Annotated in this window: 15 protein-coding genes; 8 read left to right on the top strand and 7 right to left on the bottom strand. The window is 71.0% G+C overall.

Annotation, left to right across the window (positions count from 1 at the left end):
* Positions 1-103 precede the first annotated feature (103 nt).
* From ACQPZF_RS11855 to ACQPZF_RS11865, 3 genes are all read left to right on the top strand, one after another.
* Positions 104-1567, top strand: coding sequence for a DHA2 family efflux MFS transporter permease subunit (locus tag ACQPZF_RS11855; RefSeq protein ID WP_433271233.1), 1464 nt, complete (start codon positions 104-106; stop codon positions 1565-1567).
* Positions 1568-1602: 35 nt separating this feature from the next.
* Complete coding sequence (locus tag ACQPZF_RS11860) at positions 1603-2493, top strand: aldo/keto reductase (protein WP_433271235.1); 891 nt, start codon at positions 1603-1605, stop codon at positions 2491-2493.
* A 116-nt stretch (positions 2494-2609) separates the two neighbouring features.
* Positions 2610-3671, top strand: coding sequence for an aldo/keto reductase (locus tag ACQPZF_RS11865; RefSeq protein WP_433271237.1), 1062 nt, complete (start codon positions 2610-2612; stop codon positions 3669-3671).
* 199 nt (positions 3672-3870) lie between these two features.
* Here the strand turns inward: ACQPZF_RS11865 and ACQPZF_RS11870 are convergent, their stop codons facing one another.
* From ACQPZF_RS11870 to ACQPZF_RS11880, 3 genes are read right to left on the bottom strand one after another with little or no spacing between them, the layout of a single operon-like run.
* Positions 3871-4236, bottom strand: a complete 366-nt coding sequence (locus ACQPZF_RS11870; protein WP_433271239.1) for a hypothetical protein — start codon at positions 4234-4236, stop codon at positions 3871-3873.
* Between the two features lie 19 nt (positions 4237-4255).
* Positions 4256-6646 (bottom strand): EAL domain-containing protein, encoded by a 2391-nt coding sequence (locus tag ACQPZF_RS11875; RefSeq protein WP_433271241.1) that lies wholly within the window; start codon positions 6644-6646, stop codon positions 4256-4258.
* Positions 6646-7179, bottom strand: a complete 534-nt coding sequence (locus ACQPZF_RS11880; RefSeq protein ID WP_433271243.1) for an RNA polymerase sigma factor — start codon at positions 7177-7179, stop codon at positions 6646-6648. Before ACQPZF_RS11880 ends, ACQPZF_RS11875 begins: the two co-directional genes overlap by 1 nt.
* A gap of 569 nt (positions 7180-7748) precedes the next feature.
* Between ACQPZF_RS11880 and ACQPZF_RS11885 the strand changes: the two genes are divergently transcribed.
* On the top strand, positions 7749-8540 hold the full coding sequence (locus ACQPZF_RS11885; protein ID WP_433271245.1) for an SAM-dependent methyltransferase: 792 nt from the start codon (positions 7749-7751) through the stop codon (positions 8538-8540).
* 149 nt (positions 8541-8689) lie between these two features.
* Here ACQPZF_RS11885 and ACQPZF_RS11890 read toward each other — a convergent pair whose 3' ends face one another.
* Together ACQPZF_RS11890 and ACQPZF_RS11895 are read right to left on the bottom strand one after the other, a co-directional pair.
* Positions 8690-9913: a serine hydrolase domain-containing protein gene (locus ACQPZF_RS11890; protein WP_433271247.1), complete on the bottom strand. Its 1224-nt coding sequence runs from the start codon at positions 9911-9913 to the stop codon at positions 8690-8692.
* Positions 9914-10042: 129 nt separating this feature from the next.
* Complete coding sequence (locus ACQPZF_RS11895) at positions 10043-11185, bottom strand: alpha/beta hydrolase family protein (RefSeq protein ID WP_433271249.1); 1143 nt, start codon at positions 11183-11185, stop codon at positions 10043-10045.
* 170 nt (positions 11186-11355) lie between these two features.
* Between ACQPZF_RS11895 and ACQPZF_RS11900 the strand changes: the two genes are divergently transcribed.
* Positions 11356-12555, top strand: coding sequence for a sensor histidine kinase (locus ACQPZF_RS11900; RefSeq protein WP_433271251.1), 1200 nt, complete (start codon positions 11356-11358; stop codon positions 12553-12555).
* Complete coding sequence (locus tag ACQPZF_RS11905) at positions 12552-13196, top strand: response regulator (protein WP_433271253.1); 645 nt, start codon at positions 12552-12554, stop codon at positions 13194-13196. Before ACQPZF_RS11900 ends, ACQPZF_RS11905 begins: the two co-directional genes overlap by 4 nt.
* A 28-nt stretch (positions 13197-13224) precedes the next feature.
* Here ACQPZF_RS11905 and ACQPZF_RS11910 read toward each other — a convergent pair whose 3' ends face one another.
* Positions 13225-14361, bottom strand: a complete 1137-nt coding sequence (locus tag ACQPZF_RS11910; RefSeq protein ID WP_433271255.1) for a hypothetical protein — start codon at positions 14359-14361, stop codon at positions 13225-13227.
* On the opposite strand from ACQPZF_RS11910, the gene ACQPZF_RS11915 reads away from it, so the two are divergent.
* Positions 14351-14626 (top strand): hypothetical protein, encoded by a 276-nt coding sequence (locus ACQPZF_RS11915; RefSeq protein WP_433271257.1) that lies wholly within the window; start codon positions 14351-14353, stop codon positions 14624-14626. The two genes, ACQPZF_RS11910 and ACQPZF_RS11915, sit on opposite strands and share 11 nt — an antisense overlap.
* A 251-nt stretch (positions 14627-14877) precedes the next feature.
* Positions 14878-15162, top strand: a complete 285-nt coding sequence (locus ACQPZF_RS11920) for a hypothetical protein (protein WP_433271260.1) — start codon at positions 14878-14880, stop codon at positions 15160-15162.
* A gap of 83 nt (positions 15163-15245) precedes the next feature.
* Here ACQPZF_RS11920 and ACQPZF_RS11925 read toward each other — a convergent pair whose 3' ends face one another.
* Positions 15246-16094 carry an alpha/beta fold hydrolase gene (locus ACQPZF_RS11925; protein WP_433271262.1) on the bottom strand — a complete coding sequence of 283 codons (849 nt, stop codon included), beginning with the start codon at positions 16092-16094 and terminating at the stop codon, positions 15246-15248.
* Positions 16095-16253 lie beyond the last annotated feature (159 nt).

Genomic DNA, 16253 nt, shown 5'->3' on the forward strand with positions numbered 1-16253 from the left:
TAAGTCCAGCTTACCGGGCGTTGCCCACTCCGCGGTTGTTCACCGGGTGGACCGCCACCACGATCGACAACAGGAAATCCCATCCAGCGAGAGGTGTTCCGCCATGTCCGCGTCCCCCACCACGACGGCAGGCTCCGATCCGGCAGCCGCCTCGGCCAGAGGGCTGACCGGCCGCCAGTGGCTGATGCTGGTGGCGGTCATGACCGGCACGTTCCTGTCGATGCTCAACGACTTCATCGTCAACGTCGCCACGCCGGCGATCCGCGCCGACCTGTCGGCCACGTTCGCCGAGATCCAGCTCATCATCGGCGGCTACGTGCTGGTGTACGGCCTGCTGCTGGTCCTGGCCGGACGGTTGGGCGACATCCACGGCCACCGCAAGCTGTTCCTCGTCGGCGCGGTGCTGTTCAGCGTCGCCTCGCTGGCCTGCGGCCTGGCCCCGAACCCGTTGATGCTGGTGGTCTTCCGGGTCGTGCAGGCGGTCGGCGCAGCCCTGCTGTACCCGCAGGTGCTGTCGATCCTCCAGCTCAGCTTCACCGGCAGGCAGCGCGCGACCGCGTTCGCCGTGTACGGCGCGACGATCTCGCTGGCCTCGATCGCCGGCCAGCTCATCGGCGGTGTGCTGGTCGAGGCGAACCTGTTCGGCCTGGGCTGGCGCACGGTGTTCCTGATCAACGTCCCGGTGGGCCTCGCGACCGTGGCCCTGGCGGCGATGTCGCTGCCGCGCACCCGTGCCGCCGTCCGCCCCCGCTTGGACCTGCCGGGTCTGGGCCTGCTGACCCTCACCCTGGCGCTGCTGACGGTCCCGCTGATCCAGGGCCGCGAGTTCGGCTGGCCCGCGTGGATCATCGTGATGCTGGTGCTGTCCGCACCCGCACTGGCCCTGTTCGTCGCCTACGAGCAGCGGCGCACCGACCGCGGCCGGTTCGCGCTGGTGCCGCCGTCGCTGTTCCGCATCCGCAGCTTCAGCGCGGGCAACGCCATCGCGCTGGTCTTCTTCGCCGGCAACAGCGGCCTGTTCTTCCTGCTGCCGCTGCAACTGCAGAACGGCCTTGGCCACTCGGCGCTGTACGCGGGCCTGACCTTCAGCCCGCTCGCGGTCGCCTTCGGCCTCGGCTCGATCCTGGCGCCCCGCATCCAGCGGCGGATCGGCGACCACGTGCTCAGCGTCGGCTACGCGGTCAACGTGGTCGGGAACATCGCCCTGCTGGTGTGCGTGATCGTCGCCGGGTCGGGCATGACCGGCTGGCTGCTCGCCCCTGCCCTGTTCGTCGTGGGTCTGGGGCAGGGCCTGGGCGTCAGCCCGCTGATCGGCGCGGCGCTGCACGACGTGCCCGAGGGCGACGCGGGCTCGGCCTCCGGTGTGATCCAGACGCTGATGCAGATCGGCGTGGCGTTCGGCGTCGCGGTGATCGGCCTGATCTTCTTCGCCGTCCTGGGCAGCGCCACCGACGCCGAGAGCTACAGCACCGCGTTCACCTGGGCGATGGTCGCCAGCCCGGTGCTGTCCCTGGTGTCCCTCCTGCTGGTACCCGCCCTGATCGGCAAATCCCGCCAGGCCGCGTGAACGCACCGGCGCAGGCACGACAGGAAGGAATCCCGATGTCCACCACGAGGACCGGTGCGGACCGGCCCGCCGCCGCGAGTGCCGTCTTCCCCTTGGGCGGCGACCTGCCGGTGCACCAGCTCGGCTTCGGCGCCATGCGCGTGGTCGGACCCGGTGTCTGGGGCCCACCGGCCGACCGCGACAACTCGATCCGCGTGCTGCGCCGCGCGGTCGAGCTGGGCGTCGACCTGATCGACACCGCCGAGGTGTACGGGCCGCACGTCTCCGAAGAGCTGATCCGGGAAGCGCTGCACCCCTACCCCGACGAGCTGGTGCTCGCGACCAAGGGCGGCATCCACCGCCCGAGTTCCCAGCAGCTCACGCCCAACGGCACGCCGGAGTTCCTGAGGTCGGGCGTCGAGGGCAGCCTGTCCCGGCTCGGCACCGACGTCATCGACCTGTACCAGTTGCACCGCATCGACCCGAGGGTGCCGGTGGAGGAGTCGGTCGGCGCGCTCGCCGAGCTACGCGACGAGGGCAAGATCCGGCACCTCGGGCTGTCCGAGGTGAGCGTCGCCGAACTGGAGCGGGCTCGCGCGGTCACCCCGATCGCCTCGGTGCAGAACCGCTACAACGTCGCCGACCGGGAGCACGAGGACGTGCTGGAGCACTGCGAGCGCGAGGGCATCGCGTTCCTGCCCTGGTTCCCGCTGGACACCGGCAAGCTCGCCGCGGCGGACGGCGTGCTGCGACGCCTCGCCGCCGAGACCGCGGCGACGCCCGCACAGCTCGCCCTGGCGTGGCTGCTGCACCGCTCTCCCGTGGTGCTGGCGATTCCCGGCACCGGGTCGCTCGCGCACCTGGAGGAGAACTGCGCCGCCGCCACCGTCGAGCTGGGCGACGACGTGTTCGCCGAGCTGTCCGCGTTGACACCGGCGCGGGCCTGACCGCCTTCCACGCGACGACCCGACCGCCTTTACGCGACTACCCGACCGCCTTTCACGCCACGACCGCCTTTACGCCATGACCCGACCTCCTTCTACGCCACGACGAAGGGAAGACCGTGCGCTACACCCTGTTCGGCCGGACTGGTCTGCGCGTGTCCGAGCTGTGCCTGGGCACCATGACGTTCGGCGACGACTGGGGCTGGGGAGCCGCCCGTGACACCAGCGCCCGCATCCTGGAGCGCTACACCGAGGCCGGTGGCAACTTCATCGACACCGCCGACAACTACACCGACGGCACCTCCGAGACCATCCTCGGGGAACTGCTGGAGGGTCGGCGCGACGAGTACGTGCTGGCCACCAAGTACACCTCGATGACCCGCGCCGGTGACGTCAACTCGGCGGGCAACCACCGCAAGAACCTGGTGTCCTCGTTGGAAGCCAGCCTGCGCCGGCTGCGCACCGACTACGTGGACGTGCTGTGGGTGCACGCCCGCGACACCTTCACCCCGGTGCACGAGGTGATGCGTGCCCTGGACGACCAGGTGCGCGCCGGCAAGGTGCGCTACGTCGGGGCGTCCGACTGGTTCGCGTGGGAGATCGCCCAGGCCAACACCCTGGCGGAGCTGAAGGACTGGACTCCGTTCGCCGGTGTGCAGCTTCGCTACAACCTGCTGGGCCGCACCGCGGAGCGCGAGTTGCTGCCGATGTCCCGGGCCTTGGACCTGGCCGTGCTCGCCTGGGGTCCGCTCGCCGAGGGCGCGCTGACCGGCAAGTACCTCGACAACGCGAACGAGGGCAGGCTCAGCCGCGTCGAGTCGTGGAACCCGAAGGGCGACAACGCGGACGACGTCGTCCGTCAGGTGGTGACCGTCGCCAAGGAGGGCGGCTGGTCACCGGCGCAGGTCGCGCTGGCCTGGCTGCGCAGCAGGCCGGGGGTGGTGATCCCGGTGCTGGGCGCGACCAAGGAGGCCCAGTTGCTGGACAACCTGGGCAGCTTGGACGTCGAACTGGACGGCGACCAGCTCGCCCGCCTGGACGAGGTCGGCGCACCCTCCCTCGGGTTCCCGCACGAGTTCCTGCGACACCCGATGATCACCGAGGTCGTCTACGGCGACCGCTGGCGGGACGTCGAAGACCGCCGCAGCACGGTTCGCCGCACGGCGAACGACGCCGGTTGACCGACCGGAGAAGCCCGAGCGGCGCCGAACCCCCAGTCCAGCGCCGCTCGACCCCCGGGGCGGGTGCCCTTCCCCCAGTCGCCCGCCCCGGCCTTCGGTCGGACTTGCCGGTTCTCCGCGTTCGACGACCAGGGTCGCCGCGATTACCCGCCAGGCATGGTCGGCCCGCGCGCCGCGTCGGCCATGACGGCGGCCGTGCTCACCGACGTTGCCGCCACGCTGTGAACGCGTGCAGCAGTTGAGTGGTCGTGGTGCGTAGATCGAGCAGCGGCGAGGGGATCGTGCGCGCGCTGTCGGGTTCGCGCTCAAGACTGCCGATCATCGTGAACAGCGTGGTGAACGCGGTGTTGACGTTGTCGAGTGTGGAGCGGTCCGAGGTGTCGGCCTTGCCCCAGAGTTCCGCGAGCAATTCCAACTGTTCGGCGAGCTGTGCGCAGGTCGGTGGAGTGGGGACCGGATGGACGGTGATGCGGCCATGGACGGCGCCGACCTGGATGACCAGGTTGTTCGGACCGTTGTGGGCGCGGTTGGTCGTGCTGGTCCGGTTCGGGTGTGGTGTGGGCATGGGGTGGTGGTCTCCGTGGTCAGGCTGCTGGAGTGGGTTGTGGGACGAGCGCTTCGAGGCGGTCCGGGGTCAGGGGGCCGCCGATGTGCTCGCCGAGCCCGAGGTGGGCGTCGAGGTGACGGGCGCTGCGGAGCTGTTCCGCCGTGTGGATGCCGTTGACCATGACGGTGTGGGTGAGGTCGAGTCCTCGTCGGATCAGGTGGGCGGCGACGGTGTGCTCGGATTCCCGTTGGTCGGGCGAGTTGAGGGCCGCGGTGTACACGGGGGAGATGACCACCGTGGAGATGGTGAGGTTTTCGAGGTGGTCGTAGGAGGTGATGTCGTTGCCTCGTCCGGCCAGCGCGACCGGCACGCTCATGCCGCTCAGCCGCAGGAGTCGTCGTTGTGACCGCCCGTTCGCGTCGATGATCGCCTGTTCGGGCATCGACAGCAGTATCCGGTCCGGTTGCAGGTCGTAGGTGTCCAGCACGGCAGTGAGGTCGTCGAGGAAGCGGTCCTCGACGGCGAGGCGCGGTGACACGTTGAGGGTTATCTGGGGTGCGAGGGCGCCGAGGCGTCGTGCCCACTGGCTCGCCTGAGCGGCGACCGCGTCCAACTGCCAGCGGCCGTAGTCGTGCGACAGACCGAGGACCTCGGCTTCGGCGAGCAGGTCGTCGGCCGGAATGGTGCCGTGTTCGGGGTGGTGCCAGACGGCGGTGGCCTCGGCGCCGGCGAGACCGCCGCCGTGCAGTCGGACGATGGGCCGGTAGGCCAGGCCGATCTGGTGGTGGTCGAGTGCGTAGGGGATCTGCGGGACGAGGTGGCGGTAGGCGCTGTGGTGGTCGTAGGTCGAGGTGACGGTGTCGGGTGGTGACACCCGGGTGTGTTGCCGGTCGAGCATGGTCTCCGCGTCGAGCAGCAGTCGGTGGGCGGTGGACACGGGGTTGGCCCGGGCGAGCCCGACGGCAGGCGCCAGGGCCACGTGGTGGCCGTCGACGGACACCGGCGCCGACGTCCAGTCGAGCAGGCGGCGGATGACGTCGCCGACGGCGCCCCCCGTGGGCGAGTCCGTCAGGGCGACGGCGAACCGGTCCTGGTCGATCCGGGCGGCGATGGTGCCCTGCTGGTCGGACAGGACCGCGGTGATGCGGTCGGTCAGGGTGGCGACGATCCGGTCGGCGGCCGGTTGGCCGAGCGCGGCGCCGGCGGTGGCCAGTCCGTCGAGTCGCAGCGCGCACACGGTCACCCCGGTCGGCGCCGAGGCGAGGTCGAGGACGGTGCCGAGAAGGCGCAGGAAGTGCCGGCGGGCGTGCAGGTTCATCACGTGGTCGCGGCTGTTCCCCCGAAGGAGGTGCTGCCGCCAAGCGTGGAACTCGGTGGCATCCTCCAGGATCAGCAGGACGCCGTTCCGGGAGCCCGGCGCATCACGGCTGTCACGGTGCCCCGCACCCGCCTCGTGCCTCCTGCGTCGGGCCAGCGCGGCGGCGACCCAGGCGATGACGTGCCCGTCGGGCGTGGCGACGGCGAACTCGGCGGTGCGCGATCGTCCGGGGTCGGCCGTGACGCTGCCCAGGCACGACGCCAGTGCCCGCCGCCCGGTGTCGTCGGCGACCGTCTCGAACAGCGACCGGCCGACCAGGTCTGCCCGCGTCCGGCGCAGCAGGCGCAGCAACGCCGGGTTCGCGTCCAGCACCACCCCGTCGCCGTCGAGCACCCCGCAAGGGCTGCGCGAGGCGGCGAAGGAGATGTCGAACAACGCGGGATCACCCACCTGCGCGGCCAGGTTGTGGTCCTGCGCGGCCAGCCACGCGTGGGTGACGGTCCGCTGCTCGTCGAACAGCCGGTCCCGGGCGCCGTCGGTGAACCCGGCCACGAGAGCGGCCACGGCCTGCGCCCGCCCGACCGGGTGGTCCCGGCCGGCCAGGCGTTGCACCCGCTCCAGCCACGGGATGATCCGTTCCAGCGCGTTCTGGAAAGCGTCGGAGGTCAGCCGCAGCTCCCGCGCCAGGTCCTGGCCGATCCGCTCGGTGGACACGCCTTCCGCGGCAGTGTCGGAAGCGTGCGCCAGCAGCGCTTGGCCCAGGTGCGCGAGCCGGTCGCGGAGTTGGCGTGGGTGCACCGGCACGTTGCCGCCCCTGCTGACCGCCTCGACCCAGTCGGCCACGGTGTCGTCGAACCTGACCGGCCGGTCGGCACCCTCCTGCTCCGGGAGGCGCGGCGGGTGCGGCACCTCCGCGTCGACCGGTTCCGCGGGCGCCCGGCCGGCGTTTCGGGCTTCCTCGGCGAACAGGCGGGTCAGGATGTCCTGCATCTCCTGTTCCGACGGTGCCTGGGGCCACAACTTCTTCAGCTTGGCCAGGTCGGAGGTGAACAACCGGCGCAACCGGAACTGCTCGGTGCCCGGCAACCAGGACATGATTCTCTGCAACATCACGCGTCTCCTCCGTCAGCGGTGTGAGGGTCGGCCTCGGCGGCGTCGCCCGCCGACCCGATCAACCCCCTGAGTCGTTTCCGGGCCTGTGACAGGTAAGTCGCCACGCTGCTCCGGCCCAGTCCCGTCTCGGCGGCGATCCGACCGTTGTCGAGTCCGGCCAGGTGGAGCTGCATGACCGTCTGCAGGCGCGAAGGGAGCTGCTCGATGCCCTCCTCCAGCAGTTCGCCGGTGAGCGGCCGGTCCGCTTCGTCCGCCCAAGTCGTCAGGTGGTGCTCCTCCAACGGGACCTGGCGCACTCCGGGACGCGTGCGTCCCTTCTTGACCGCGTTGGCCAACACGACGCGGGCGTAGCTGTACGCGGACCCCTCGATCTCGTCCCATCGCCCCAGCACCTTGCTCAGGGTTTCCTGGACGAGCTCGTCCCGGTCGGATTCGGCGACACCCAGGCGCGCGGCGAGCAACTGCAGGCGCTTGTAGTTGTCGTTGAAGAACGCCGCGAACTCCGCCCGACGGTCGGACCGACCTGTCACCGCGAAGCATCCCGTCCCGCCCCACGAGGGCAACTGAACCGCCGTGACGGCCTCCGGCCGGCGACGGCCAGGTGGGTTCCGGCACCGTCCTGTCCGGTGTGCTGCCGGGCCGGTCGGCCCGGGGCTAAGAGTCGTGTTCGGCGGCGCGGATGTCGGCAGTCGGAACGCCGTTGCCCGGCGGTGGCGGTCGTGCGCGGGCACGTGTGGAACGAACCGGTCGCGACGAACGTCGCGAACCTCGGATCGGACACTGATGGACCTCTTCGGGACGATGGAGTCGCCGGGGCCCAACGCTTGCAGGTCGGGCTACGGCCGTACGACTCTCATCAGTTCCGCGGTGGAGGTTTCTTAATGCCGACTGAACCAGGTTCACCCGATCCAGTGAGGAAGGTGCACGGACAGCACGCAGACCTACCGGCCACCGGAGTGACGGCCGTCACCGTATGGGCTATCCGGCTACGACGGCCGTCATGTCCGGCCTCAACCGTCCACGGTGCTTATGCGCCGTTCGTCGTGACCCACCCCGGCCCGACGCCCACCTATGATGATCAACGCCGGAAGGAGCTGCGGTGTCCACCGACGACCATGCCGCCACAGCCGACTTCGCCAGACCCAACGCCGCCCGCATCCACGACTGGTTCCTGGGCGGCACACTGCACACACCCCGTGACCGTGCCGCCGGTGTCGCCGTCCTCGACCGGGTGCCCGACCTGCGCGCGCTTGCCCGCCACAACCGGGCATTCCTGCGGCACGCCGTGCACCACATGCTCGACCGCGGTATCAGGCACTTCCTCGACCTCGGCGCCGGCCTGCCGACCATGGGCGCCGTTCACCAACTCGCCCGCGCCCGCCAGGTCGACGCCACCGTGGTCTACGTCGACAACGATGCCGCCACCACGACCAGCACCACGCTCCTGCTCGAAGACACCCCCACCGCGCAGGCCGTCGAGGCTGACCTGCGCCGTCCCGAGGTTCTGCTCGACCGGCCCGAACTCCAAGAGGTCCTGGCCCAGCCCCTCGGGTTACTGGCCGTCGACATCCTGGACACCCTGCCCGACCATGACCGGCCTGAAGCGGTGTTGCGCCACTACATCGACGCCCTCGCGCCCACCAGCGTCATCGCCCTCACCCACGTCCTCCGCTGGCCCGTCCCGGAACCCGGTCCGGGCACCGACCCGATGCCCCTGTGGGCGGTGAAGCACCCCCGTGACCGACACACGCTCGCTTCCTGGCTCCACGGCCTCCCACCGCAGTCCCGGATTCCGACGACGCTCGATGACCACGCCACGCCCGACCCGACATCGCGCTCACCGGGGCCGTCGGGTTACGAGGTCGCCCAACTCCTGATCGCCACGACGTAACCCCCGACCGCCGCCCGGAAGCCGGACCGCGCACCGCTGTCGGGCGCCCGGTAGCGGTGTGCGGCGGCACTGTGTTGCGGCAGGCGGTTCCCTGCACCTGTGGAGGTCGTCGCCGGGATCGGGCGCCTGGTGACCTGGCGGTCTCGGTGTCAGTCCAGGCAGGAGCGGACGGCCTTGGACAGGTCGGCCGCGCGCGGGTCGTCCGGGCGGAAGTTCCACAGGTTGGTGACGTAGCCGAAGCCGACGCGGGCGTCGGGGTCGGCGAAGCCGATCGACCCGCCGGAGCCGGGGTGGCCGAAGGACCCCGGTCCGGTCATCGGCATGGGCGGGCAGGCCCGCCAGAAGCCGAGCGACATGTTGAAGGAGCGGTCGGCCGGGATGTCCAGCCCCGGCGGCAGGCCGTGCATGGGCGTCTTGTCGGTCTGGATCTCCGTCATCCGCTCGACCGTGGTCGGGGTGAGCAGCCGCACGCCGTCGACGTCGCTGACGGTGGCGGCGTACATCCGTGCGATCGAGTGCGCGTCGGCGATCATGTTCGCGGCCGGGAACTCCGCCGCGCGCCAGGCACGCGTGGTGAAGTACGAGGTCGTGTTGTCCAGGGCGCCGCCGAGTTCGCCGGCACGGGCCTGGACCGAGTCCGCGCCCCACACGGCGTTGACCCATGCGGTGACCGTGTCGGCGTCGAGCCCGGTCACATTGATCATTCCGGCGAGCAGTTCCTCCACGCTGAACGGTGCGGCGTAGTGCAGTCGGGAGACGCGGTCCTCGTGCTCTTCGGGGAGTCCGATCCAGGCGCTGAGCCCGAGCGGGGCGGCGACCTCGTCGGCGAAGAACGTGCCGAGGGACTTGCCGGTGATCCGGCGCACCACCTCGCCGACGAGGAACCCGTAGGTGACGCTGTGGTAGACGTGCTCGGTGCCGGGCTGCCACAGCGGCTTCTGCGCTTCGAGCGCGCGGATGACCGGCTCCCAGGCGCAGGCCTGCTCGAACGTCAGCGGTCCGTCGACGATCGGCAGGCCGACCTGGTGGGACAGCAGCCAGCGCACCGGGATCTCCTCTTTGCCGGCCGCGCCGAACTCCGGCCAGTACCGGGTCACCGGGGCGTCCAGGTCCAGCTCACCGCGCTGGACCAGCATGTGCGCGCAGATCGCGGCGGCGCCCTTGGTCGTGGACGCGACCTGGACGATCGTGTCGTCGCGCCACGGCCGGCCGGCGTCGCGGTCGGCCAGGCCGTCCCGCAGGTTGACCACGGGCCGGCCGTCCACGTAGACGCTGCACGCCGCGCCGACCTCGCCGTCGCCCTCGAAGTTCTTCCGGAACACGTCGGCGACCTTGCCCCAGCCGTGCTCGACCTGCTCGGAGGTGGTGTTCATCGGGATGGTCCTCTTCCTCGGAGAGCTGGAAGCGGGGGGACCAGGCGGTCTCCCCTCGGTTGCGGCTCGACCGCGATCGCCGAGCCGCAACCGAGGACCACGATCATGAACCGCCCTGACACCGAGCAGTCACCGCTCTGACACGGACTCACCGGGGTCGACGTGGTTTCCCTGGTTCCAGAACTTGATCTCGGGGTGGTCCGCCACCGGCCCGTCCAGGAGCGGCTGGTGGCCACCGCGCAGGTGCTTGTCGAAGAACGCCGTGACGTACGCCCTGGTCAGCTCCATCCCGCGCAGTCCGTCGAGCAGTCCGGGCTCGCCCAAGCCGAGCTGCTCGCCGAGCACGCCGACGTCGGTGAAGGAGGCGTGCCCGGCGGTCGCGACGCTGATCCAGCGCTTCCAGCTTGTCAGGTTCGGCCAGCTTTCCGCCCAGGTCTTGTCCGGGCCGGCCGGGGTGTACTGGCTCTCGCGGCCGAGGAACAGGAACGGCCGGTCGATGCCGGACGCGGGGATCGGCGACCACAGCCTGCCGTCCATGTCCACGCCCGCCCGGATCCGCTGGTCGTCCACCATCGCCGTCGGCGTGCTGTAACCGCCGATGGAATGCCCGGCCATCCCGATCCGCGTCCGGTCGATCAGCCACGACCACGGTGACGACGGCCTGGTCAGCCGGTCCAGGAGGAAGGACACGTCGGCGGAGCGCACCGGCGGGAGCAGTGTGGAGTCGGACCCGCAGGCGGTGCACCCGGTGAGGCGGCCGTCGGGGAAGGCGGTGCCGTGGGATTCGTAGTTGTGGCCGACCACCGCGACGACGAAACCCCGGCCGGCCAGCTCTTCGGCGAGCCCGGTCAGCGTGGTGCGCGGCTTGCCGAAACCGGGCGACAGGACGACGAGCGCGTGTTTCCCGGGCCGGGGCGGGGCGTCGACCCGGGCGCTGGTGCGCACCTCGGCGACCCGCGCGGGGTCGACGTCGGGGACGCCGGACTCGGTCAGGAACGCCTCGGCTTCGGCCAGGGTGAGGTACGGCCGCCGCGGGCCGATCGGCAGCAGGGCCGGGTAGAACATCGACACCATCAGCTCACGCGGCCCCGTCGGCACCCAGGGGTCCTCGCGCGAGTCGTCGACCAGGTGCAGGTCGGTGGAACCGACGGGCTGCGACCCGGTCGGCGGTGGCAGCGTCAGCCGCCGCGCCGCCGCGGCCGGGCTCGCCATGCTTGCTGCGGCGGCCATGGCCAGGACGGCGGCGAGGGCCGCTCGGGGAAGCCTTCTCATGGACCTTCCTTCCGGTAGGCGGACTTTCGTCACCAGCCTGCGGCGTGGCGTCGTAGTCGCGCATCGCCCGGAGAGCACGCTCGCGGCCCCTGCCGGTCTATCGCAGGTCGTACGCCGATGTCTGCCTCCGGACGGATCCGCCGCGCCCGGTTCCGGGCTACGCTCGGCCGGTGCTGGCCGTACTCAGTCGTCACCAGAAGGCCGTGGACATCGGGCTGACCGCACTCGTCGGACTGTCCACTGTGGTCAGCGGCAAGGACCCGGAGGGCTTCGGGTGGTGGTTGCTGTCCTTGGTCGCCTTGGCCGCTCTGCTGGTGCGGCACCGCAATCCCACGATCACGTTCGCGGCGGGCGGCGTGGTCGCGCTGGCGCACCTGGCCATGGGCAACGATGTCCACCCGGTCGACGTGGTGGCGCTGATCGGCCTCTTCTCCGTCGCGGCGTGGGGGCCACGACGGCATTCCCTCGCCCTGCTGGCCGCGAGCCTGCTCGTCGCGGGGGCGTGGTCGTGCTACGCCGCCGAAGCGAACTCGCGCCCGCCGGCTCAGCCGCCGCCGCGGATCATCATCATCGACACCCTGGCGCCGGTCGCCGACGTCGAAGACGACCAGGTCCAGGACTGGGGCGGGTTCCCGGGCATGGGCTTGTCGCTGGCCGTGGCGTGGCTGGCCGGGCTGAACACCCGACAGCGCCGGATCCGGCTGTCGGTGCTCGAACAGCGGACCGCCGATCTCGTCCGCGAGCGGGACACCCAGGCCGCGCTGGCCGTGGCCGCCGAACGCGGGCGGATCAGCCGCGAACTGCACGACGTCGTCGCGCACGCGCTCTCGGTGGTGGTGTTGCAGGCCCAAGGCGCGCAGGCGGCACTGGAACGGCAGCCCGAGCGGTCGCGGGAGGCGCTGGACGCCATCGTCGGCACCGGGCGGACGGCGTTGAGCGAGATCCGGCGGCTGCTCGGCGCGCTCGGCCAGGACTCGCCTGCCTGGGAGCCGCAACCCGGCGTCGAACGCCTGCCGCGGCTGGTCGCGGACATCCGGTCCGCGGGCACGCCGGTCGAGTTCCGCGTCGAGGGCGAACCGCGACCACTGTCGTCCACAGTGGACTTGGCGGCTTACCGGATCGTGCAGGAGGCGCTGACGAACGTGCTGAAACACGCCGGCCCGGCGGCGTCGGTGACTATTGTGACGCGGTACGGGCCCGACGCACTGGAGATCGAGGTGACCGACGATGGCAGCGCGGCGGAACCGCCGTCCGGCGCCGGGCACGGCCTCGAAGGGATGCGGGAGCGGGTGAGCGTCCTGGGCGGCGCCTTCGACGCGGGCCCGCGCCCGGACCGCGGCTTCGCCGTCCGCGCGACGTTGCCGACATGACGATCCGGGTGGTCATCGCCGACGACCAGACGCTGGTGCGGACCGGGCTTCGGATGATCCTGGACAACGCCGACGACATCGAGGTCGTCGGCGAGGCAGGCGACGGCGCGGAGGCCGTCGAACTGGTGGCGGGCACCGATCCCGACGTCGTGCTGATGGACATCCGGATGCCCGGCACGGACGGCGTCCAGGCCACGACCGCGATCACCGCGGCGTACCGCACCCGCGTCCTGGTGCTGACCACCTTCGACCTCGACGAGTACGTCTACGCCGCGTTGCGGGCGGGAGCGAGCGGCTTCCTGCTCAAGGACGCGCTGGCCCCGGACCTGCTCTCCGCCGTGCGCGTCGTCGCCGCGGGTGAGGCCACGCTCGCGCCCACCGTCACCCGGCGTCTGCTCGACCGTGTCGTCACCGGCCTGCCCGCACCGGCGCCCGACGACAAGCTCGCGCTGCTGACCGGCCGTGAACGCGAGGTGCTGCAACAACTCGCCCGCGGCCTGTCGAACGCCGAGATCGCCGAACTGCTGTACCTCTCGCCGGGGACGGTGAAGACGCACGTCGGCCGCATCCTGACGAAACTCGGCCTTCGCGACCGCGTGCAGGCCGTCGTCTTCGCCTACGAGTCCGGCATCACCCGCTGATCGCGGCGGCGGGTCGTCCTCGTGTCGGTTACTGCCGGCGGTGCCAGTAGGGGATGCCGTCGGGGCCGTAGAGCACGAGGTTGGAATCGTTCTGCACGACCAGGCGGTCGGCCGCGGTGCCCCCGGTGCGGGTGTTCCACTTCGCTTCACCGGCGGGGGTGTAGACGACGAGGTTGCCGTCGGTCTGGAGCGCCGCGTAGGTGGCGCCGGAGCCGTAGGTGTGGGTGTGCCACAGCGCCTCGCCGGTCGCGGTGTAGAGCACCAGGTTGCCGTCGGGCTGCATGATCAGCCGGAACCTGCCGTCCTGCGACGTCCGGGACTGGCCGATGGTCAGGCGCTCGTCGCGTGCCAGCCGATCGCCGTCGGGCTCGCCGGCGATATCGATGACCGAGATGTACTCGTTCGCCTGCTGGAGCACGTAGGCCTCGGTACCGCTCGGTGTGATGGCCACGGACGACGGGTAGCGGCCGACCTGCGTTGTGCCGGCGACCGTGTTGGTGGCCACGTCGATCGCCGTCAGGGTGTGCCCCTCGAAACCGGTGACGTGGACCTGGCGACCGTTCGGTGCGGCGGCCACGTCCAGCGGCTTCACGGGTGCGTCCACGGCGGCCCCGACGTAGTTGCCGGCCGTGTCGATCATGTACACCTTGTTGCCCTGGTAGCTGGTGACATACGCGCGCCGGCCATCCGGCGTGATGGCGATCCGGTTGGGAGCGGTGTCCAGCGGCACGGTGGCGATCACGCTGTTGGTCGCGGTGCCGACGACCACGACGCTCCTGCTGTCGAAGTCCGCGATGTACACGCGGGAGCCGTCCGGCGTGACTTCCACGTCCGTCGCGCCGCTGCGGCCGACATAGACCGGGCTGACGGTGTTGGTCGCGGTATCGATCACCGACAGGTAGTCGAAACCGATGGCGTAGGCCGTTTTCCCATCCGGCGCGACGGCGACCGCTCGCGGGGACTTCAGCGGGGCCACCGAAACAGTGCTGACGACCTCGCTGGTCGCGGTATTTATCACCGACACCGAGCCCTGATCGGTGTTGTAGTCGCCGACATTCGCGATGTAGGCGGTGCGACTGTCCGGGCTGAAGGCGATGCCCTCGGGCTGCGTGCCGACGTTGATGGTGCCGGTGACCGTCTTGCTCGTGGTGTCGATGACCGACACCGTGCGGTCGTATGCGTTCGTGACGTACGCGAGGGATCCGTTCGGGCTGACCGCGACCGAGATCGGATTCCTCCCGACGCTGATGTTGGTCGGCGAACCGGCGGCCGTCGCCGCGGTGGGTGCCGATGCGATCAGGCCTGCGGTCAGCAGGACGCTGAGCGCGACCGATCTCGTCCGGGTTGCTCGTGCCCGACCTCGCATAGCGCGTTGCCCCCTTGGCTCGTTCTTCGTCGTGCGGCTGGTCTGTGCCGGCCTACCCGGCTGAGCGTCGGCCTCGAATCTAGTCCGTCGGAGTCCGGTTGTCGGTTGTGCCGACGACTCGGTCAATGCCGACTCGCATTCCCGCGTGGAAGTGTTCGGGTTCCCGGCACCCGGGTGTCGGCCCGTCGGCAACGGCCCGCGGGGCAGGACGGAATGGCGGATCGCGGACGCCGTCGAAGAGACCTGGACCGTGGCTGTCCGCGTTGCCCGAAACGGTCGTTTCGGCCGGTGTGCCGGACTGCCAGGATCGCGGTCATGAGATCACTCGTCTTGTCGGCCGGCGTTGTCACGGCCTTACTGCTCCCGGTGTCGTCCGCCGCCGCCGCCGACTACACGGTTCCTCGGTCCTCCACGCAGACCGCCACCGCACGAGGCGGCAACGAGGCGATCACGCTCGCCGCCGAGCGCGCGAAAGGCGCCGTCCTCGCCGTCGGCATCGACTGCGTCGGCTGGCGGTACTCGATCGTCAACCTCGTCGAGCACCCGAGCACCTCCCTGTACTCGGCGACCGTGAAAGCGAGCGCAGTCTGCGTGGTCTGACCCCCGACAGCACGTGGCACCGGCGGCGAGCGGCGCGGTGTGGACCCTTGTCCGGGCGGCGGCGGTGCAGCCGTGTTCGTGGATCACGTGCTCGGCAGGTCGAGCATGGCTGCGGCGACCTCGCCGGCCGCCGAGTCGGGCAGTGCCGTGGCCATGTCATCGAGGACGAGCAGCCGCGCGCCGGGGATCTGGGCGGCGAGCGCTTCGCCGTTGCCGACCGGGAAGAACCGATTCGCGCGGCCGTGCACGACGAGCGTCGGCACGGCCAGATCGCCGAGCCGCTCGCGCCACCGCGGCGTGCAGTCGAGTCGGGAGAACACCATCCCGAGCTGGTTCGCCGCGTGCGCCGAAGGGGCGCTCGACGGTGTGCGGTCCCAGATCCGCGCCGCGGTCGCCCGCGCCCGCTCCGGGTCGTCGCCGAGCAGCACGGCCCGGTCGGCGGCGTGCGCGGCGACCGCGGCCCGGCCGCTCCACTCGGGCGTCGGGAGCGAGAACAGCGCGCCCATCGCGTCCGCGTCGTGGTCGGGCAGATCGTCATCGACCGGGCCCGGCGCGACCGGGCGCGTCCCGACCAGGGTCAGCGCCGAGAACGCGCCCGGGTGGTCGAGTGCGGCGACCTGCGCGACCATCCCACCGACCCCGATGCCGCCGAGGTGGGCGGTGGCGGCGCCGAGCGCGGCGACCAGCATCGCCGCGTCGGTGGCGAGATCGCGGAGCGTGTAGCCGGGCGCCTCCGGGTCCACGGTCGTCGAGCCCCCGCAGTCGCGCAGGTCGTAGCGGACCACCCGACGTCCGCCGGCCGCGAGCCGTTCGCACAACGCGTCCGGCCAGGAGAGCATCGTGGTGCCGCCGACCAGCAACACGAGCGGATCGGCATCGCGGCCGAAGACCTCCACACCGAGCTGGACACCGTTGGCCCGCAACGAAAGCATGCGTCACCGTAGCAAGGGTCCGATCCCGACTACGCCGCAGCGCCCGCCTACGCCGAGTGCCGACTGGCGATGAAGACCTGTTGACCGATGACCGCCGCGGCCTTCCGCGGCCCGGAACCGCATTCTTCATGATATGGAATTCGCGGCTCTCGGTCGATT

This window comes from Actinosynnema sp. CS-041913 (assembly GCF_050942485.1).
Classification (GTDB): domain Bacteria; phylum Actinomycetota; class Actinomycetes; order Mycobacteriales; family Pseudonocardiaceae; genus Actinosynnema.